The 19,493-nt window shown below is 67.9% G+C and carries 16 protein-coding genes; 9 read left to right on the top strand and 7 right to left on the bottom strand.

Annotated elements, in window-relative coordinates; translation table 11 throughout:
• The first annotated feature begins 6 nt into the window (after positions 1-6).
• The 4 genes from ACGFNK_RS40885 to ACGFNK_RS40900 are packed head-to-tail and all read left to right on the top strand — an operon-like array spanning position 7 to position 3,963.
• Positions 7-1,209 (top strand): lipopolysaccharide biosynthesis protein, encoded by a 1,203-nt coding sequence (locus ACGFNK_RS40885; RefSeq protein ID WP_393424932.1) that lies wholly within the window; start codon positions 7-9, stop codon positions 1,207-1,209.
• Positions 1,206-2,261 carry a glycosyltransferase family 2 protein gene (locus ACGFNK_RS40890; protein ID WP_393424935.1) on the top strand — a complete coding sequence of 352 codons (1,056 nt, stop codon included), beginning with the start codon at positions 1,206-1,208 and terminating at the stop codon, positions 2,259-2,261. Before ACGFNK_RS40885 ends, ACGFNK_RS40890 begins: the two co-directional genes overlap by 4 nt.
• Positions 2,262-2,272: 11 nt before the next feature.
• Positions 2,273-3,124 (top strand): polysaccharide deacetylase family protein, encoded by an 852-nt coding sequence (locus ACGFNK_RS40895; RefSeq protein WP_393424938.1) that lies wholly within the window; start codon positions 2,273-2,275, stop codon positions 3,122-3,124.
• Positions 3,125-3,150: 26 nt separating this feature from the next.
• Positions 3,151-3,963: a family 16 glycosylhydrolase gene (locus ACGFNK_RS40900; RefSeq protein WP_393424941.1), complete on the top strand. Its 813-nt coding sequence runs from the start codon at positions 3,151-3,153 to the stop codon at positions 3,961-3,963.
• On the opposite strand, the gene ACGFNK_RS40905 is transcribed toward ACGFNK_RS40900, so the two are convergent.
• From ACGFNK_RS40905 to ACGFNK_RS40920, 4 genes are all read right to left on the bottom strand, one after another.
• Positions 3,964-4,152: a hypothetical protein gene (locus ACGFNK_RS40905; RefSeq protein WP_393424944.1), complete on the bottom strand. Its 189-nt coding sequence runs from the start codon at positions 4,150-4,152 to the stop codon at positions 3,964-3,966.
• A gap of 188 nt (positions 4,153-4,340) precedes the next feature.
• The gene (locus ACGFNK_RS40910; RefSeq protein ID WP_393424946.1) at positions 4,341-6,005 is read right to left on the bottom strand and encodes a glycosyltransferase; all 1,665 of its coding nucleotides are present in this window, start codon (positions 6,003-6,005) and stop codon (positions 4,341-4,343) included.
• A gap of 215 nt (positions 6,006-6,220) precedes the next feature.
• Positions 6,221-7,345: a GNAT family N-acetyltransferase gene (locus ACGFNK_RS40915; RefSeq protein ID WP_393424949.1), complete on the bottom strand. Its 1,125-nt coding sequence runs from the start codon at positions 7,343-7,345 to the stop codon at positions 6,221-6,223.
• An 8-nt stretch (positions 7,346-7,353) separates the two neighbouring features.
• Positions 7,354-8,157: a polysaccharide deacetylase family protein gene (locus ACGFNK_RS40920; RefSeq protein WP_393424952.1), complete on the bottom strand. Its 804-nt coding sequence runs from the start codon at positions 8,155-8,157 to the stop codon at positions 7,354-7,356.
• 452 nt (positions 8,158-8,609) lie between these two features.
• Here ACGFNK_RS40920 and ACGFNK_RS40925 point away from each other — a divergent pair, with 452 nt between their 5' ends.
• On the top strand, positions 8,610-9,332 hold the full coding sequence (locus tag ACGFNK_RS40925; protein WP_393424955.1) for a TetR/AcrR family transcriptional regulator: 723 nt from the start codon (positions 8,610-8,612) through the stop codon (positions 9,330-9,332).
• Here ACGFNK_RS40925 and ACGFNK_RS40930 read toward each other — a convergent pair whose 3' ends face one another.
• Both ACGFNK_RS40930 and ACGFNK_RS40935 read right to left on the bottom strand, forming a co-directional pair.
• Positions 9,333-9,995, bottom strand: a complete 663-nt coding sequence (locus ACGFNK_RS40930; RefSeq protein ID WP_393424957.1) for an NUDIX domain-containing protein — start codon at positions 9,993-9,995, stop codon at positions 9,333-9,335.
• 323 nt (positions 9,996-10,318) lie between these two features.
• Entirely contained in the window at positions 10,319-11,491 is a 1,173-nt protein-coding gene (locus ACGFNK_RS40935; protein WP_393425059.1) for an NAD(P)/FAD-dependent oxidoreductase, read from the bottom strand.
• Positions 11,492-11,669: 178 nt separating this feature from the next.
• Here ACGFNK_RS40935 and ACGFNK_RS40940 point away from each other — a divergent pair, with 178 nt between their 5' ends.
• Complete coding sequence (locus ACGFNK_RS40940; RefSeq protein WP_393424960.1) at positions 11,670-14,567, top strand: FAD-binding and (Fe-S)-binding domain-containing protein; 2,898 nt, start codon at positions 11,670-11,672, stop codon at positions 14,565-14,567.
• 418 nt (positions 14,568-14,985) lie between these two features.
• On the top strand, positions 14,986-16,251 hold the full coding sequence (locus ACGFNK_RS40945) for an MFS transporter (RefSeq protein WP_393424963.1): 1,266 nt from the start codon (positions 14,986-14,988) through the stop codon (positions 16,249-16,251).
• 145 nt (positions 16,252-16,396) lie between these two features.
• Here the strand turns inward: ACGFNK_RS40945 and ACGFNK_RS40950 are convergent, their stop codons facing one another.
• Positions 16,397-17,362 carry a LysR family transcriptional regulator gene (locus tag ACGFNK_RS40950; protein ID WP_393424966.1) on the bottom strand — a complete coding sequence of 322 codons (966 nt, stop codon included), beginning with the start codon at positions 17,360-17,362 and terminating at the stop codon, positions 16,397-16,399.
• Between the two features lie 122 nt (positions 17,363-17,484).
• On the opposite strand from ACGFNK_RS40950, the gene ACGFNK_RS40955 reads away from it, so the two are divergent.
• Positions 17,485-18,465, top strand: coding sequence for a fumarylacetoacetate hydrolase family protein (locus tag ACGFNK_RS40955; protein WP_393424969.1), 981 nt, complete (start codon positions 17,485-17,487; stop codon positions 18,463-18,465).
• Positions 18,462-19,439, top strand: coding sequence for a cyclase family protein (locus tag ACGFNK_RS40960; RefSeq protein WP_393424972.1), 978 nt, complete (start codon positions 18,462-18,464; stop codon positions 19,437-19,439). Before ACGFNK_RS40955 ends, ACGFNK_RS40960 begins: the two co-directional genes overlap by 4 nt.
• Positions 19,440-19,493 lie beyond the last annotated feature (54 nt).

Consider the following 19,493-nt stretch of genomic DNA (forward strand, 5'->3'; position numbering starts at 1 on the left):
CTCGCTATGAGCTCCCTGGTCAACGCCACACTGGGGGCCATCTTCTGGGTGTTGGCCACACGCTGGTACGACGACGAGGTGGTCGGCCTCAGTTATTCCGCTCTCTCCGTCGCCACGCTGCTGGCTAGCATCGGCCAGCTGAACCTCAACGAATTCCTGGTCCGCTTCGTGCCGTCCGCAGGACGGCACACCCGCAGACTGGTTCTCACCTGCTACCTCGCCAGCGTTGTCTGCAGTGTGCTGGTTGCCCTCGGCTTCCTGCTGCTGGTGCCCCGGATCTCGCCCGGTCTGGACTTCCTGCTGAGCCCGACAACCGCCATCTGCTTCGTGGCGGCCACGGCGGGCTACGCCTTGTTCGTCCTGCAGGACGGCGCCCTGACCGGAGTCAGCCGCCCGGGGTGGCTCGTGGCAGAGAACATGATGTTCGCCCTGGTGAAGATTACGCTGCTGGTCGTGGGTGCCGCCTTGACACTGTTCACAGGCATTCTGCTGTCCTGGGCCGGCGCTCTCGCCATCGCTGTAATCGTGACCAACTTTTTCCTGCTGCGGCGCGTGGTGCCCCATCACGAGCGGGCCGCAGCCGAAGCCGTACGCCCACCCCGCCTGGTCGGATACGCGGCTGCGGACTATGTCGGCTCGCTGCTCCGGATGGCCGCATACACCTTCGTCCCGCTCATGGTGCTCAACAGCCTGGGAGCGGAACAGAGCGCCTACTTCTCGCTGGCGTGGATCGTCGGCTACATGCTGTATCTGGTCGCGACCAACTTGGGGAGTTCGCTGATCGTGGAAGCTGCACGCCGCCCCGGGCAGCTGGCCGGACACACGTTCAGGATGCTGCGCCACTCGGCTCTGCTGATGACCCTGGGAGTGGTCGCGACGATCGCCCTCGCCCCACAACTCCTCTCCCTGTTCGGCCCCGAGTATGCCGAACGCGGCACAACGCTGCTACGGCTGGTGGCGCTCTCGGCACTGCCGAACCTCCTGGTGAGCCTGGCCGTTGACGTGGCACGCGCGCGCCGGAGGATGCGTGCGGTCGTCGGATTGCAACTGGCCCTGTGCGTACTGGTGCTCGGCCTCTCGGGGGCCCTGTTGCCGGTGATGGGCCTGACCGGACCAGGTGTCGCCTGGCTCGTGGCCCAGTGCCTGCTGGCTCTTTACCTGCTGGTGCGGCGATCGCACTGGCTGAACTCGGAGGTCGTAGCCTCATGAACACCACGCCCGGTCAGACACAGAGCAGCGGCCTGAACCGTACAGACATCTCCGTCGTCATCTGCGCATACACGGAGGAACGGTGGGACGACATCCTGGCGGCGGTGGCATCGGTGCGTACGCAGTCGTACCCGGCACTGGAGACGCTGTTGGTGGTCGATCACAATGCGGTACTTCTCGATCGATTGGCCAGTCAGTACCGACAGGCCGGATCAGGAGTACGGGTGCTAGGCAACGCCGGCCCTCGGGGACTGTCCGCGGGCCGCAATACCGGAATCGCCGCCGCAGAGGGCTCGGTTGTCGCGTTCCTCGACGATGACGCCGTGGCGGAACGGGACTGGCTGCGGCACTTCGCCGCGGCATACGCCGACCCACGGGTGATGGCGACTGGCGGCCGCACAGTCCCGATATGGGCTTCGGGACGTCGGCCGGCTTGGTTCCCCGCCGAATTCGATTGGGTGGTGGGCTGCACGTACAAGGGGCTACCACCGGGCAGGGTCCGGGTACGCAATGTGTTCGGCGGCAACGCCTCCTTCCGCCGCAGGGCCTTCGACATCGCCGGCGGATTTGCCACCGGGATCGGCAGGGACGGCGCCAAACGGCCGCTGGGGTGCGAGGAGACGGAGCTGTGCATCCGCTTGACCCGTGCCGATCCCAACGCGGTACTGCTGATCGACGACCGGGCTGTGATCCACCACAAGGTTTCCCCACCGCGGGAACACTTCGCGTACTTCCGCGCTCGCGCCTATGCCGAGGGCCTGTCCAAGGCTCTGGTGGCGCGTAGCGTCGGCGCAGGCAAGGGCCTGAAGTCCGAACGCGGCTACGTCACCCGGGTGGTCCCCGCAGGTGTGGCGCACGGACTGCGCGACGCGCTGCTTGGGCGCCCTGGTGGCGCCAGCCGTGCCGCCGCAATCGTGGTCGGCGTCACTGCCGCCGCATGCGGCTACGTCGTCGGCAGCGTCCGCGCGCGGAAAGACGGCGGCGCCATTACCGTAATGGAGGTGTCGGCATACAAGGAGGAGCAGCCGTCTGCCTCGTGGACGCCAGCGTAGAGGGGTGTCGTATGAATGCCGTCCGTTCGCGCAAAGCCCCGGCAACTCCACGCGTGCCCATACTGATGTATCACGCGGTCGCACACACACCGGCGTCCAAGACGTACGCCCTGTCCGTCTCACCACAGGCGTTCGCCAAGCAGATGCGGATGCTGAACGACGCAGGCTTCACACCGCTGACCACCGCCCGGCTCGCCGCCTCCTGGCGACACGGCATCCCACTACCACCCCACCCGATACTGATCACCTTCGATGACGGATATGAGGGCGTGCACCGCCACGCCCTGCCCGTCCTGGCCCGGCACCATTTCGCATCAACGGTCTTCGTCGCCACCGGCTGGATACGCGGCGCGCACGAGATCAGTGGCGCCGCCCCCGACACCATGTTGGACTGGCACCAGGTACGCGAACTCGCAGAGGCAGGCATGGAGATCGGCGGCCACAGCCATAGCCATCCGCAGCTAGACCAAATCACCGACGAACAGCTCTGGTTCGAGGTGCTGTGCTGCCGGGAAATCATCGACGAACAGCTCGGCCGGGATCCCGTCTCCTTTGCCTACCCGTACGGCTATTCCAACCGTCGGGTCCGCCGGACGGTGCACGCCGCGGGGTTCTCACAGTCACTCGCAGTGGGCAACGCACTGGCCCGGCCAGCGCAGGGGCCTTACGCGCTGGAACGGATCACGGTGCGGCGCAGCACGCATCTCCGTGAATTCGAACGGCTTCTGGACGGGCGGGAGATCGCCCGTAATTTCGCCAGGGACCGCACGCTCACGAAAGGGTATGCGCTCGTACGCAGATCCCGCCGGCTGATGCGGATAGTGACTCAGGATCGCCGCCGGTTCGCCTCCTCGACTCCTTGAAAGACTTCCAGGAGAACGATACTGCCATGCCCCACGTCTTCTCACAGATCCGTCTCAGGCCACACAGGTCTCTTGCCGTATTCCTGGCCGGTGTCACCGCGGCCTTCGCCGCCACCAGCTGCGCAGGATCGGAGGGACCTTCGCCGAGACCAAAGGGCATTCCGGGTGACTGGCACTCAGTTTTTAGTGATGAATTCGACGAGACAGCACTCGATGAGGAAAAATGGTCCGTCGGGAGCTTCCGCGACAAGGGCGAGTCAGACATCACAGCACCTGTCAACACGGCCGAACTGCAATGCTACGACGCCGATCTCGTGGACGTGTCCAAGGGCTCTCTGAAGATAGCCGCGACCAGGAAACAGGCTACCTGCGGAGGAAATACCATGGAGTACTCCTCCGGAATGATCAATACCAAGGCCCAGTTCCAGCAGAAATACGGCGCCCTTGAGTCGCGCATCTATCTTCCGCCTGCCGCTCCTGGTGTAATCGCGAATTGGCCGGCGTTTTGGCAGGTGGGCGCCGACTGGCCCAAGAACGGAGAGAACGATGTGATGGAAGGACTCTTGGGGCAGGCCTGCTTCCACTTCCACTCAGAAGCCGGTGAGAGAGGAGGGTGCACCAAGGGCAACTACACGGGCTGGCACACCTATGGGGCGAACTGGCAGCCCGGTCGGGTTGACTACTACTACGACGGCCGCTTTGTCGGTGCAATCACAGAAGACGTTACGTCGGCCCCTCAGTGGCTGGTCCTGAACTACTCGGTGCAGCCGGCGATCGGGGGGCCAACAAGACTTCCGGCCGAGATGCGGGTGGACTACGTTCGCGTCTGGCAGCACTGATCACCTGTTTTCCGTACGCGTGCAATGGGCGCTGCGCCCGGCCGGAGCCAGCGCCGCCCCCGTGGTGACCAGGGCCAGGATGATGAGAACCCGACCAGGTGTCAGGACTCCTGCCAGCAGCAGCAATTCGCTGACCACCATCACACAGGAAATACTCACAGCTCCCGTAAGCACGGCGATCTGCAGCACACTCCTGCCTGAACACCCTTCGAATGCCGACGATCTGAACGAGACTCGGAGGGCCAGTGGGAGCCCTGGGAAGAGAATCAAAGCAGCGGTCACAGCAGCGATGCGCAGGGCGTTCCCAGCAGGCAGCGCCATTGCGGCCGGTGCGCACCAAGCGGCGAGAACAAGAACCCAAGAGCGCGCACTGGGTCTCATCGGTTCCCCTGACTTTTCGGCGGGGTGAACAGGTACACCACGGCATGTTCGTTCCGATAGACGACGCGGAAGTCCGGATGGTCGGCAAGCATCTTGTCGATGTTCTTCAGGCTCGTGGAGATCCATCCGGTCGCATGGATTCTGGCCTCTTGCGCCCTGTTGAGCATCAGATACACGGGTCTATTCTTATCGGTGACGAGCGAGTCAAGCACGCCTGCCGGGTCGGTCGCAAACCGCTTCTTGACGGGTTCTCCCTCCAGCTCGATCCACAACCTCTGATACCGGTCGTAGTCGGTGTAGCCGGCGGGGAAGTCTTCCGTAACGGCTGCCACGACAGCTCCATGAGGTGCGTGGTCGAACATCCACCGGCTGGCCGCCGTCTCCGACTTGGTGAAATAGAGAGCATAATCTTTGCCGTAGTAACTGATGGTGAACCCCGCGAACAGCACGATCAAAGCGATCGGCAGCACCAGCCGACGTGCCCAGCGGCGCGGAGGGGGTGAGGCCAGCAGGGCGGCTGTGCCATACGCAGTGGCGGGCAGCCCGAACATATAAGCGCGGAAGAGCATCTCCCCGCCGTAACTGTTGAGTGCGAGCAAGGGCAGCGGAGCGACGGCGATCAAAGGCAGTGGAGTGCGCCGCAGCGCCGGCCGGAACAACAGCGCGACAGCGGCGAGCAACCACACACCGCCCGACAGCGTGCGGTCTGTCCAGGCGACCAGCACCTGTGCGGAAGACGCGTCCGACAGGTCCAGTAGACCTTGGCTCGCATTCGATCCGGGCTGAGTGAGGCCCTGGACCATCTCTCTGAGATTCGACGAGATGAAAGGGCGAGCAACGGTGAGGTCCCACGCCAACGTGAGAACCACGGTTCCCAGCAGGACTGGTAGCACCGTCCGTCGGTTCCGTCTGGGCACAGCGAGTACGGCCAGAGTGAAGATCAGCATCAGCGGTGTCAAAGGATGCGAGCATGCAATCGCGGCAACGATGGACAACAGCAGCAGTGTCCAGCCGATCGAGGGACGTTGAGCGGCTTCCCCAGCGGCAGTGGCGATCCCCTGACGCCGGGGAAGGCGCCGCACGACGACGGCCAGAACAGTGACGTAGAGCAGGAAGGAGAGCGTCTGCGGGGCGAAGTAGTCCTGGGTCACCCAGAAACAGGTGTAGAACACCCACGCGGCGACCCAGGACAATCTTCTGCTGCGGGAGAACGAGCGGTAGAGCACCATCAGCGGGCCGAGCAACAGAGCATCGGCCACAGGCGGGGCCCAAGCGGCATAAGAGAGCGCTGAGTCGATTCCCATCGCCGGAACCACCACGGCGTTCAGCGCGAAGAACCCTGGCCACTGGTTGTATACGTCCAACCCACGATCGTGGGCGATCGGCAATTCGCCGACGCGCAGAAGCACATCGACCATGGACACATGTTTCCAAGCCCAGGCGTTGCTCAGTTGGTCGTACAGGAGGGGGGATGTGCCATGCAGCATCGCGATCAGTACCAGGATGTACCCCGCGTAGAACCAATCGTGCGTACGCCGGTCAACGAGCGCTGCACAGAACCCGAGTGCCAGAAGGGCCGCCGCTACCCAGAAAGCAACCGGAAACACCTGTACCAGGCCTAGATCCCCCATGCCCGCCACATTCACGTCCTGTAGTGACACCAGCCACACGATCAGGGCCGCGGGGAGCGCGACTCGAGCGAACATACGGGAGAGACGGTGGATCGGGCGTGCTGCGACGGATACAGCCGGGGCAGATACTGCTGTATTTGCTCTCGGGCCACCCTCAGGTTTCATGGCTACCTAGGTACCACAACGAGTTGATGTCCTCCTGTATTTCCTGGCCATGTCATTCCGACTATATTTTCCCGGCCCTGTCATTCCGAATGTCCGGCCCATCGCGTCCGTATCATGCCCAGGCCGTTCAGAGTCCGCCGGGCCGCCCGCCGCAGGTGCGGCCTCTCCAGCACGGCATCGCAGAGGCGTTCTGCCGGTGCCCGGCTCAGCCAGTGCGCCACAGCGCCGGCTGATGGGAGTGCCGCCCAGCCTTCCGCAACCGTCAACTCCCGCGTCTTCAGTGTCTCCTTGTGTTCACTCGCACCGCGCCCCAGATCCATGTAGTCAAGCCCCGCCGCGGCGGCCTCCTCCGCCATCCGTAGATGAAGCATGAGTCCTGGCGAGTACCTGTAGAAGCGGGTGTCGTAGGCGGGGAACCAGCAGGCGAGGACCCTTTCGGACCGCAACCCGAAATGCGCGGCGACCGGCTGGTCCCCGCTGTAGAGCACGGAGAGGAGGCCGGTCAGCTGACCCATGCGGGTCGCCTGCAGGCGCGTCAGCAACTCGGTGATCCATGGCTGTGCGAAACGGTCCTTCCGGCCAGTCCTCCGGTATTGAGCCGACTTCCACCGCATCAGAGTGCGCAGCTGATCCTGATCCGTCTCGTCGAATACGAAGCGGACGTTTCCGAAATCTCGTGTGAGTCTGCGGGTGTATTTCCCCATCGTGCGCACGAATCGTGGTGCGTGCTCCGACACGCGTTCCTTGTACCGCTCGTAACCGTCACTCACGTCCATCACTGGCGAGGCATGAAGCGTCCGTGCGTAGGAAGAGAAAGGCTGCGCGCTCCCCACGAGGTTGTCGAATTCCCACACCGAAAGCCCGCATGCTCTCAGGAGTGGTTCCGCCTCGCTCACTGCGCCTGGCCGCTGCACCACAGCCTGGCAGTCGGAGACCCCCAGGCCCACCGCCCGGCCGATTCCCAAAGGGCCGCGCTCGAAGGGAAGGAACGCCACCGGGTCGCTACCCTGCATAGCGACCGCCACCCGTACCGTCGGCCGTACGGCGCTGACGGCCTGTGCGAAACCGGGTCCAAGGAATGGATTGGCGTACTCGGGGTGGTCCGCCTGGATGGAATGCCAGGCATCCATCTCATTGGGGCGCAGCTCGGTCGGGGCAAGTACCTTGATTTTCATATCAGTGTTCGTCTTTCGTGGTTCTGCCACGGCGGGGGCTACGGGCCGCCGACCGGGCTGCCCAGCCGGGCCCGTGTACGGCGGTAGAGGCGCCATACCGTGGTCTGTGGACGTTCCCGGAAGGGCGCAGTCCGGGCGCCCCGGCCATCGACCCAGTGTTGGAAGACGTCGGTTGCGGTGTCGGCACGCACCGTCAGCCGGGCGATGCGGAGCGGATCGTCATCCGGGGAACTGAATGCATTGGCGACCGCGCAGGACGAGATCCAGCCGGCTTCGCGCACCCGCCGCCGGACCCGCCTGTCCGAATAACCGTGTGGATAGGCGTACGTCCCGACCGTGTGACCCAGTACGTCCTCCAGCGTTCTCCTACAGCCCTCGATCTCCTCGTGCAGCATGTGCTCTGGGAGGGTGTCGAGCTGCGGATGTGTGCGCGAATGGCCGCCGATCTCCACGCCGGCGTCATCGAGCTCTCCGACCTGTCTCCAGGTCAGCATGTCGGCTGGTGGCAGCAGGCTTTCTCCCGTCACCCTGCCTGGCGTGCGTACCGCCCCGGTCGTGATGTACAGAGTGGCGGGAAGATCTCGTGCGGCGAGTTCGGGAAACACCGTGCGGTGGAAGTCAGCGAAGCCGTCATCGAAGGTGAGGACTGCGGCACGGGATGGCAGCGACGCTCCGTTGCGCATTGCGTCGATCAGCGTGCCCAGGGGGATCACGGTGCACCCGCTGCCCGCGAGTCGGTCGAGCTGGTCGACGAACACGCGTGGGGCGACCGTGAACGGTGCTATCCAGGACGGTGGATCGTCCGCAATTGCGTGGTATAGGAAGACGGGCACCGAGGTCATTGGTTCTGTCTCCCGTTCTCCGCCGTCGCGGTCGCGTCATACGCGAGGGATGGGCGTGGATTCACTGCTGTGAGGGCGATGTTCATGGACGAGGCTTTCGCGAGGGCGTACGCCTGTCGGCGATCGGCCGCGTTCAAGGGGTCCTGCAGCGCCGTGAACTGGTAGACAGCCGCGGAGCTGCTCGCGTATATTTACGATGTAAATGTACGTACAGATTGCACCAAAACGGGCACGACGTCAAGACGGCCGCAGGGACCAGCGAGAGACAGCAGAGGTGGGCGTCCAGGAAGACGTGACCGGTGCGCGGCGCGGAGTTCGCTTGAGGCGGATGGCGCGCCTCGGCCGCGAGGGCGGAAACTGCCCTCCGGACGCGTAAGATCCTTGTTTACATTGTCCGCGGATGCTGTCAACCCACAGGAAGCCTGCGCGAACGCGCGGCGAGGAGACAGGCAATGGCGAATGGCTCAGGCACCGGCCCAACCCGTCGCGCCAGCGACCGCGGCCGTTACGGCAGGCTCAATCGGGAACGTGTGCTGGCCGCCGCCCTCGACTTGGTCGATCGCGAAGGGCTCTCAGCGCTGAGCATGCGCCGTCTCGGCTCCGAGCTCGGCGTGGAGGCGATGGCGCTCTACAGGTACGCAGCGAGCAAGGACGCCCTCCTGGACGGCCTGGTGGAAGCCCTGTACCTGGAGCTGGAGGAGCGCCTGGAGGCCGAGCCCGGCCCCGGCGCGGCCGACGCAGCCGCCTGGCGCGCCAAGCTCCACCGGATCGCCCGGACGACGTACGACATCTGCCTCGCCCACCCCGAAGCCGTCCCGCTGCTCGCCACCCGCATGCTGGCGGTCCCGCTCGCCCGGCGGCCGCTTGCCGCGCTGCGGGACCACGAGCGGGTGCTGACCCTGCTGCGGGAGGCCGGGCTCGACGACGTCCGGGCCTCGGCCGTCTTCCGGGCCTTCACCGCTTGGCTCCTCGGCTACGTGTCCGTGGAGCTGCAGCCCATGGTCGACAACCCGGACGAGCAGGAGCCGGCGTTCCGGCTCGGGCTGCACCGTATGCCGTCGCAGGAACTGCCCCGGCTGCGGGAGACCGCCGCCGCGCTCGCCGAACGGGGTGGGCCCGAGGGACTGGCGGCGGGGCTGGACGCGCTGCTCGACCGGTTCCTCGCCGAAGAGTGATCAGCGGGCGAACGGTCCCTCCAGTGCCGCCCACTGCAGCAGCATGATGGTCTTCGCGTCGGCGATCTCGCCGGTTCGGACCATCTCCAGTGCCCGGCGGAAGGGTAGTTCGAGGATTTCGATGTCCTCGCCCTCCTCGTCCAGGCCGCCGCCTTCGTGGGTGTGGGTTGAGGGGCCGTAGGCGGCGGCGTAGAAGCTGACGCGTTCGGTGACCGAACCGGGGCTCATGTAGATGTCGAAGACGTGCTGGATCTCGCCGATGGTGTGGCCGGTCTCCTCCACCACCTCGCGGCGTACGGCGAGTTCCGGATGTTCGTCCTCGTCGTCGAGGAGTCCCCCGGGGGTTTCGATCAGCATGCCGTCGGGGTGGCCGTTGACGTACACGGGGAAGCGGAACTGGCGGGTGAGCAGGACGGTTTCGCGTTCGGCGTCGTACAGGAGCATCGTGGCGCCGTTGCCGCGGTCGTGTGTTTCGCGCTCCTGGGTGGTCCAGGTGCCGTCGGCGTGCTGGAAGTCGAAGGTCGTGGTGCGTTCGACGTACCAGTGGCTGGACAGGAGTTTCACGTCCCGGACCCTGACGCGTGGATTGCCGGTGAGGTCGCGGCCGGTCCGGTCGAGTCCGGTGCGGCCACGGCGGTCCGGGGTGTCGATGCCGGCGGTCATCGGGCACCGCTCCGGCGGCGGGGACGAACGACATGCGAGTTGGTCATGCCTGCTTTTATCACTTCTCCCGTCGCCGGTGGGCGGGAGGGCGTCCCGCCCACCGGCGACTCGCCAACACCAGCCCGGCCCCGTCAGAGGAAGCCAACCCCCTGCGCAAGCGCCGGCTCAATGCCGACGGGAACAGTTCACGGCGGGCGAGAAAGGCTTCCAGGCGGGCACGCAAGTCGGCGTCGAAGTCTGTGACAGGCGCGCCGCGACGTGGCTCGCAACTGCCATTGATTGATCGTTGACATGGTCCGGCCTTTCGATCGGAGTTCACACGTTCACACGACGTGGGCCTCGGGGCGGATCTCGGCGCCGTGGCGGAACCGGTCGGCGCTGAGCGGGGAGATGTCGGTGAATGGCTCGCGCTCCAGGTACAGGTCGCGTACGACCTCGCCGACGGCGGGCGCCTGGAGGAAGCCGTGGCCCGAAAACCCGGCTGCGTAGAGGAAGTTGGGCAGTTCGCCGGAGCGGCCGATCAGTGCGTTGTGGTCGGGTGTGATCTCGTACAGGCCGGCCCAGCCGTCGACGGTCCTCATGTCGGCCAGAGCGGGGGCCCGGTCGCGGGCGACGGTGCGGAACAGGTCGAGCCACTCCGGAGTCCAGGTGGTGTCGAAGCCATCCTTCTCGTCGGGGTCGGCGAGGCCGAACAGCAGGCCGTCGTCGCTGTTGTGGAAGTAGGCCGACGACGAGAAGTCGATGGTGAACGGGATGCGCGGCGCGGCCGGTGTGAGCGGCGCTGTGAACGCCAGCTGCCGCCGTACGGGCCGGACCGGGAGACTGACGCCGGCCATGGCGCCGAGCTGTGCCGACCAGGCCCCCGCCGCGCAGATGACGGTGCCGCAGGCGATGCGGCCCTGGCTGGTGTGTACGCCGACGACCTGGCCCCCGGCGGTGTCGATGCCGGTGACCGCGGTGTGCGTGGCGATGGTGACGCCGGCGCGGGCCGCGGCCTGCGCGTACCCATTGACGACCAGCCCCGGGCGGCAGTGTCCGTCGGTGGGCGAGTACGCGGCGGCCACGAGGCCGTCGGTGGTGATGTAGGGACACAGTTTCTGTGCCTCGGCGGGCCCGATCATGCGGCTCGGCACGCCCAGGCTGTTCTGGATGCCGACGCTTGTCTCGAAGTCGGCGGCCTGCTGTTCGCTGGTGAGCAGGAAGAGGTAGCCGACGGTGTCGAGCTTGATGTCGGCGCCGGGCCGGTGGGGGAATTCCTGGTAGGCGCGCAGGCTGCGGTTTCCCAGTTCGATGTTGAGCGGGTCTGAGAACTGGGCGCGGATGCCGCCTATCGGCTTGCCTGAGCTGCCGCGGCCGAGGTCGTCGCGTTCGACGACGACGATGTTGTGCACGCCGGCCTCGGCGAGGTGGAACGCGATGCTCGCACCCATCACGCCGCCACCGATGATCACCACATCGGCGGAGGTCGGAACGGTGCGGAAGGCGGAGGAGGACAAATGGACCACACTCCCATCTATGGGCCGCACGGCGGACGCGGACGGGTCCGCCCCGCCGGCGGCGGGGTTGTCGATACGGGGGCGCGCTGCTGGGTCTTGTGCGGCGGGCAGGTGTACGCAGATCGTGACGGGGCGGCGAAGTCGAGCGTGACCATCTGAGCATGAGGGAGCTACTGAAGTGACGGCGACAGTGCAGGGCCCGGAGCGTCTCGACGCGGCGGCCGTGACTGAGGCGCTCGCCCGGGGCGACTGCGGTGAGGTGCAGGGTGATGCCGGACGCCGGGCGCAGTATTCGGCCGACGCCTCCAACTACCGCCGGATTCCGCTGGCCGTGGTCTTCCCCCGCGAGCGTCGGCATGTGCTCAACGCGCTGGCCGTGTGCCGTCGCCTGGGTGTGCCGATCACCTCGCGCGGCGGGGGCACCAGCACCTCGGGGCAGGCCGTCGGCTCCGGCGTGGTCCTGGACTTCTCCCGCTACTTCAACCGTCTGCTCGCGCTGGATCCCGTCGCGCGTACGGCGACGGTGCAGCCCGGCATCGTTCTGGACGAGCTGCAACGGGCCGCCGGCGAACACGGTCTGCTCTTCGGCGCGGATCCCTCGACCCACAGCCGCTGCACGCTGGGCGGCATGATCGGCAACAATGCGTGCGGCTCGCACTCCGTCGCCTGGGGGCGCACCGCGGAGAATGTACTGGAACTCGAAGTGGTCACCTACCGTGGGACCGTCCTGCGCCTCGGCGAGATGACCCAATCCGAGATCGAGGAAGCCGTCGCTGCCGGGGGCGAACGCGGCCGGCTCATCGCGTCCCTGCACCGGCTGGCCGAGCGGAATCTGGCAACCCTGCGCACCGAGTTGGGCCGGTTCCCCCGGCAGGTATCGGGCTACGCGCTCGAACACCTGCTGCCGGAGCGGCGGTTCAACCTCGCCCGCGCCCTGGTCGGCAGCGAAGGCACCCTCGCGGTGATCCTCTCCGCCACCGTCCGTCTCGTAACTCCCCCTCCCGCCCGGGCCCTTGTCGTACTCGGCTACCAGGACGCCTGCGCTGCGGCCGACGCCGTACCCGCCCTCCTCAAGCACCAACTGCTGGCCCTGGAAGGACTCGACCAGGCCCTGACCGACATCGTCACCCGCGCCGAGACCCGTAGGACGATCGACACCCTGCCGCGCGCACAGGCGTGGCTGTTCGCCGAGTTCGGCGGGCAGGAGGACGAACTGCCCAGGCTGGCCGAGGAGTTCAGCGCGACAGCCGGCCGGACAGGGGGGTTCACCGGCCATGAGGTGGTCACCGATCCCGTACGCGCCCGGCAGCTGTGGCGGATCCGGGAAGACGGAGCCGGTCTGGCCACACGTACCCCCGACGGGGCAGAAGCCTGGCCCGGCTGGGAGGACGCCGCCGTACCACCCGGCCAACTCGGCTCTTACCTACGGCAGTTCACCGAATTGCTCAGCCGCCACGACCTTCGGGGCCCCGTGTACGGGCACTTCGGCGAGGGCTGCCTGCACGTACGCATCGACTTCGACTTCACCACCGAGCACGGCACCGCCGTCTTCCGGGCCTTCGTCACCGAGGCCGCCGAACTCGTCGCCGCCCACGGCGGCTCGCTCTCGGGGGAGCATGGCGACGGCCAGGCACGTTCCGAGCTGCTGCCGTTGATGTACGGGCCCGAAGTCATCGCTCTGTTCGAGCAGTTCAAGGGCGTCTGGGATCCCGACAACGGCCTGAACCCCGGAATGATCGTCGAACCGCTGCCCATCGACGGCAACCTTCGGGTCGGCCCGCACCGCACCCCGTTGCCCCTGACCACCGTCTTCCCCTTCCACGCCGACGACGGCGACTTCGCCAAGGCCACCCGCCGCTGCGTGGGTGTCGGAAAGTGCCGCAGCGCCACCCCGCGCGGCGATGTCATGTGCCCCAGCTACCGCGTCACCCTGGACGAGAAGGACTCCACCCGGGGCCGGGCCCGTCTGCTGTACGAGATGACCCAGGGCGAGGTCATCACGGACGGCTGGCGGTCCGCCGAGGTGCGCGACGCGCTCGACCTGTGTCTGTCGTGCAAGGGATGCAGCGTCGACTGCCCGGTGGAGGTCGACATGGCCACGTACAAGTCCGAGTTCCTGCACCACCACTACCGTCGGCGCCTGCGGCCCGCGTCCCACTACTCCATGGGCTGGCTGCCCCTGCTGTCGCGCCTGGCCGCTCGTATGCCTCGGCTGGTCAACGGGCTCACCGCGTCTCGCCTCGCACCGGTCGTCAAGCGGCTGGGCGGTATCGCCGCCGAACGCGAGGTGCCCCGCTTCGCCGAGCGGACCTTCCTGGCCTGGTTCCGTGCGCGCATTCCCGAGGGCGACGGGCATCGTGGCCCGGTCATGCTCTGGGTGGACTCCTTCAACAACCACTTCACGCCCGAAGTCCTCAAGGCAGGAGTGGCCGTTCTGGAACATGCCGGATACCGGGTCCAGGTCCCGGACGGCACCCAGTGCTGCGGGCTGACCTGGATCACCACCGGTCAACTGGGCATGGCCCGACGTATCGCCCGCCGCACCGCCACCGCGCTCGCACCGGCGACACGCGAAGGCGTACCAGTCGTGGGCCTGGAGCCGAGCTGTACCGCGGCGCTCAGAACCGACCTGCCCGAACTCCTCCACGGCGATCCCGACGCGCAGGCCCTCTCCCGGTCCACCCTCACCCTCGCCGAACTCCTCCTCCATCACGCCGAGGGATGGCAGCCGCCACGGATCGACGCCGGCTCCATCAGCCAGACCCATTGTCACCAGCACGCCACCAGCGGCTTCAGTGCCGACAGCGCACTGCTGGAAGCCATGGGCGTCGACAACAGGGTGCTGAACTCCGGCTGTTGCGGACTGGCCGGCAACTTCGGCTTCGAGCGCGGTCATTACGAGGTCTCCGTGGCGGCCGGTGAGCAGGTCCTGCTGCCGGCGGTACGCGCGGCCGGCCCGGACACCGTCGTCCTGGCCGACGGCTTCAGCTGCCGTACGCAGATCGCCCAGCAGACCGAGCGCAGCGGTACTCACCTCGCCCAGTTGATCGCCCGTGCCCTGCGCACGCAGCGTTAGGTCGCCTCTCACCAGACAAGGAGCCCGCAGGAAGCCGGGCGCCGCGCCACCACTCCGCACGTCGCCGGGCGCGGGCCGGCAGAGTAACGCGTCCGCGCCGCCATACGGAGCAACGGGCGCCTTCCTTCCTGAGAGCCCGTGACGGCATGGGGGGTGCCCCCTATGGGTTTCGTCAACCCGTTGGGGCGGGGAGGCGAAGGTCTCATACATGGCAGCCTCATCCACAGCATGGATGACCCGGATACGGGATTCGGATCGCGCGGAGGATAGCGGCGGGGTTCCGTACAGCCCATAGTCGTGCCCACCGCACGCCGCTGTCCGGACCAGCACCCGGTGTGTGGCCCTTCCCCGCATGCCGTGCGCCGTCGTCGGCGCCCGTGACGGCATGCCCGCTCCCGTACACAGCCCTGGAGTCGCCATGCCCGGTTCCGTGCCCCCGTCCCCCACCGCGGTGGTTGACCCCGCTCCGTCACCCGTCGCCACCTCGGGCCCGGCTCATCTGCTGCGCCTGATCTTGCTGATGGCGGGCAGCTGTCTGCCGGTCCTGGGTGCAGTGCTGATCGCCCCGGTGCTGCCGAGGATGCAGGACCACTTCGCCTCGACGCCGGGGGCGAAGGCGCTGGTGCCCCTCGCACTGACCGTTCCGGCGCTGTCGCTGGCACTGCTCGCCCCGTTCGCCGGGGTGATCGTGGACCGGCTCGGCCGCAAGCGCCTGCTGATCGTGGCGACCGTCCTGTACGCCATGTTCGGAACGGCGCCGCTGTGGCTGGACTCGCTGGGCGCGATCATCGCCAGCCGCGCCCTGGTCGGTGTCGCCGAGGCCGCCATCATGACTTGCTGCACCACACTGATCGGCGACTACTACAGCGGCCGGCAGCGGGTGAAGTACCTGGCGCTGCAGGCCGTGTGCACCTCCGCGTCGGCCACCGCCTTCTTCGTGGTCGGCGGCGCCGTCGGCGCGGCGGGCTGGCGGGTGCCCTTCTGGATCTACGCCGTGAGCCTGGTGATCGCCCCGCTGATGGTCGCCGCTCTGCCCAACCCGGCGGCCCGCGCGGCCACCCACGAGGCCCCGGCCGTGGCCATGACCGGTCGTCCGTTCCCCTGGCGGCCGCTGGCGGGGATCTGCGCCCTCACCTTCTTCGGAGCGATGGTCTTCTACACGGTCCCGGTGGAGATGGCGTACCTGCTCGACGACCTCGGTGTGGAGGACCCCGGCGTCATCGGTCTGGCCACGGCGATCGCGAGTGCCGCCACCGTGGCCGGAGCGCTCCTGTTCGCCCGGCTGAAGCGCTCCCCGGACGTGACGCTGCCCGCGGTCTTCGCGGTCTGTGGCGCCGGTTTCGGGGTGATGTTCCTCGCCGGCAGCGCCCCCCTGCTGGTCGTCGGGGCGGTGGTCAACTGTCTGGGCACGGGCATGCTGCTGCCCGCCCTCCTCACCAGTGCCATGTCCCGCCTGGCGTTCGAGGACCGCGGTCGCGGTACGGGGCTGTGGACGTCGGCCTTCTTCGGCGGTGCGTTCGTCTGTCCGCTGGTGCTGCTCGCCCTGGAGCCTGCGGTCGGCGGTCTCGCGGGGGCGGTGGGCCTGCTCGGTGCGGCTGCCGCGGTGGTCGCGGCGGGGCTGTGGGGTGCCCTGCGCCGCGCGGGCGCCGCGCATCCCCGTCCGCTGCCGAAGCAGCCGGCCTGAGGCCGCGGAGCCGGCGGGCCGGGCACCGACGACGATGCCCCGGCCCCCGTCCCGCATCGCATGCCGGCCTCGCCGTCGTACCGGACGCACCGGGCGGCGGCGAGGCCCACATGTGCCGAACACCTGGCGGGTTTCCGGGCCGGGATCAGAGCAGGCCCGGCGCCCGCCCCGCATCCTGTACGACGGACATGTCGTCGTCGGGGCCGTGGCCCTTCAGCGTCGCGCCCACCTCCGTCGCCTTCTGCCGCAGCCAGATGTGGGCCGCGTCCTGGGTGTGCAGCGGGTGCCACCACATCGCCTCCTGCACCGGCACGGCCTCGAACGGGCAGGGCAGGACCCGCACGGCGGCGGAGCGGACCGCCTTACGGGCCAGGCGCTCCTGGATCATCGCGATCCGGCGGGTGCCCTCGACCATGTGGGGCAGCAACTGGAAGGTCTGCACGGACACCTCCACCCGGGGGCTGATGCCGAGCATGCTGAGCTGGCGGGCGGCCGGGGCGTCGTAGGGGCGCTGGTAGACGGCCCAGGGCAGGCGGGCCAGTTGGTCGAGGGTGAGTTCGCCGGCGATCTCGGGGTGGTCGTCGGCGACCATGCACAGCCAGCGGTCCTGGTGGAGGTCGACGTAGGGGAAGCCGTCGATGACGCCGTGCGGCATCAGCAGTCCGTCGACGGTGCTCAGCAGGGCGGCGGTGTTCTCCTCGACGGAGGGTGCCGGGTGCTGGAAGGTGAGCCGGATACTGGGTGCCTCCTGGTGCAGGACGCGGGCGAGCGCGGCGCCGAACACGGCCGCGCCGTAGTCGGCGGCGAGCAGGGTGAACTCGCGGGTCTCGGTGGTCGGGTCGAAGTCGGCCTGGCTGGAGAAGACGCGCTCCAGCAGGTCGCACGCGGTGGCGCTGCGGTCCCGCAGGGCCACACCGAGCGGTGTCAGTTCGTAGCTGTTGCCCGTGCGGGCGAGCAGTTCGTCGTCGAAGTGGCGGCGCAGCCGGGACAGCGCCGCGCTCATCGCGGGCTGGCTCAGTCCGACGCGCTCGCCGGCCCGGGTGACGTTGCGCTCCTCCAGCAGAGCGCGCAGGGCGAGGACCAGGTTGAGGTCGAGTCGGGACAGGTTCACCGGGCACCGCCTATGCGAGCGAGAGCTATCCACGGCATGGATTCGACACATCCACAGGATTGATTTCCGTGATTCGCCGTTGAGGCTCACAGTAGACCGCAACCCAGCAGGGAGGAAATCTGATGGCAATGCTCGCGCAACCTGCAGGCCCGTTCGCGCTCGGCACGTTCTCCGCTCCGGACGGGGTGCCGTTCCCCGGTCTCCTGGCCAGGGACCGGGTACTCGACCTGGGCGGAGCCCTGGACTGGGCACCCTCCGGACTGCGCGCCGTACTGGAACGGTGGGAGGCGACCCTCCCCGTCCTGCACTCCCTGGCGGACGACGACACGCTCGACTGGCGGCCGCTGGACGGCCTGCGTGTGCACGTCCCGCTGGAGCCCCGTCAGATCTTCCAGTCCGGTGCCAACTACCGCCAGCACGTGATCGACCTGGAGGTCGCCCACCGCTCCCCCGACGACCCGCGCACCGTCGAGGAGGCCCGTGCGGAGATCGCCGCGATCATGGACCGCCGGGCCGCCGAGGACCTGCCGTACGTGTTCATCGGCCTGCCCAGCACCATCACGGGCCCGTACGACGACGTCGTCCTCCCCGCATGGGCCGAAAAGCCGGACTGGGAGCTGGAGTTGGCGGCCGTCATCGCCAGGCCCGCCTACCGGGTCTCCGTCGACGAGGCCCTGGAGTACGTCGCCGGCTACACGATCGCCAACGACCTCACGGACCGCGCCACCGTCTTCCGCCGGGACATGCCCGCCATCGGCACCGACTGGCTGCGCTGCAAGAACGCCCCGGGCTTCACCCCGCTCGGGCCCTGGATCGTGCCCGCCGAGTCCATCGCCGACCCGGGTGACCTGCGGGTCACGCTGAAGCTGAACGGCGAGACCATGCAGGACGAGTCCACCAAGGACATGCTCTTCGGCGTTGCGCGGCTGGTGTCGTACATCTCGCAGACCTCCAGGCTCCTGCCCGGCGACCTGGTGCTGACCGGCAGCCCGGCCGGTAACGGCATCCACTGGGGGCGGCTGCTGCGCGACGGCGACGTCATGGAGGGTTCGATCACCGGTCTGGGTGTGCAGCGCACGCGTTGCGTGGCGGAGGCGTCGTGAGTCTGGACCGCCATGACCCGGAGGGCGCGATCGCCGAGGCCGCCAAGGCGTACTCGAACTGGGGTCGCTGGGGCGAGGACGACGTACTCGGCACACTGAACTTCCTCGACGAGGCCAAGCGGCGCGAAGGCGCGGCGTTGGTGCGCCGGGGCGTGAGCTTCTCCCTCTCGCAGCGGTTCGACATGAACGGCCCGCAGAAGGGCTGGCGCCGGCGGACGAATCCGGTGCACACCATGCTCGACACCGGCACCGACGCGGCCCTCGGCAACCAGGGCTTCCCGCACGGTATCGGCGGCGCGGACGACGTGATCGCGATGCCGCTGCAGTGCTCCACCCAGTGGGACGGCCTCGGGCACATCTTCGACCACGGCAAGGCGTGGAACGGACGCGACGCCGAGAAGGTCGTCACCTCCGCCGGCGACCTGGTCACCGGGATCGAGCACATGGCCCCGTACGTGGCCGGTCGCGGCGTCCTGCTGGACGTGGCCCGGGCCATCGGCGACGACGACGGCGACGGCGAACCGGAGCTGCCCGACGGTTTCGCGATCACCGCGGAGCACCTGACCGCGACCGCCGAGGCCCACGGCGTGAGCGTCGGCCGCGGCGACATCGTGCTCGTCCGCACCGGGCGCCTCGCCCGCGCCCGGCGTGACGGCTGGGGCGACTACGCGGGCGGCGACGCGCCCGGCCTGTCGTTCACCACCGCCGGCTGGCTGCACCGTACCGAGATCGCCGCGATCGCCACGGACACCTGGGGTTTCGAAGTACGGCCCAACGAGTTCGACCACGCCTTCCAGCCGCTGCACCAGATCGTCATCCCCAACATGGGCCTGCTGATCGGCGAGATGTGGGACCTCGACGCACTCGCCGCCGACTGCGCCGACGACGGCGTGTACGAATTCTGGCTCACCGCCGCTCCGCTCCCCATCACCGGCGCCGTCGGCTCCCCGGTCAATCCCATGGCGGTGAAGTAGCCCGCGCAGTCGCCGGGCTCGCACCGAGCGGACCCGCCGAAGTCCGGCGCGGTA

The organism is Streptomyces sp. NPDC048825 (genome assembly GCF_043198355.1).
Lineage (GTDB): Bacteria > Actinomycetota > Actinomycetes > Streptomycetales > Streptomycetaceae > Streptomyces > Streptomyces xiangluensis.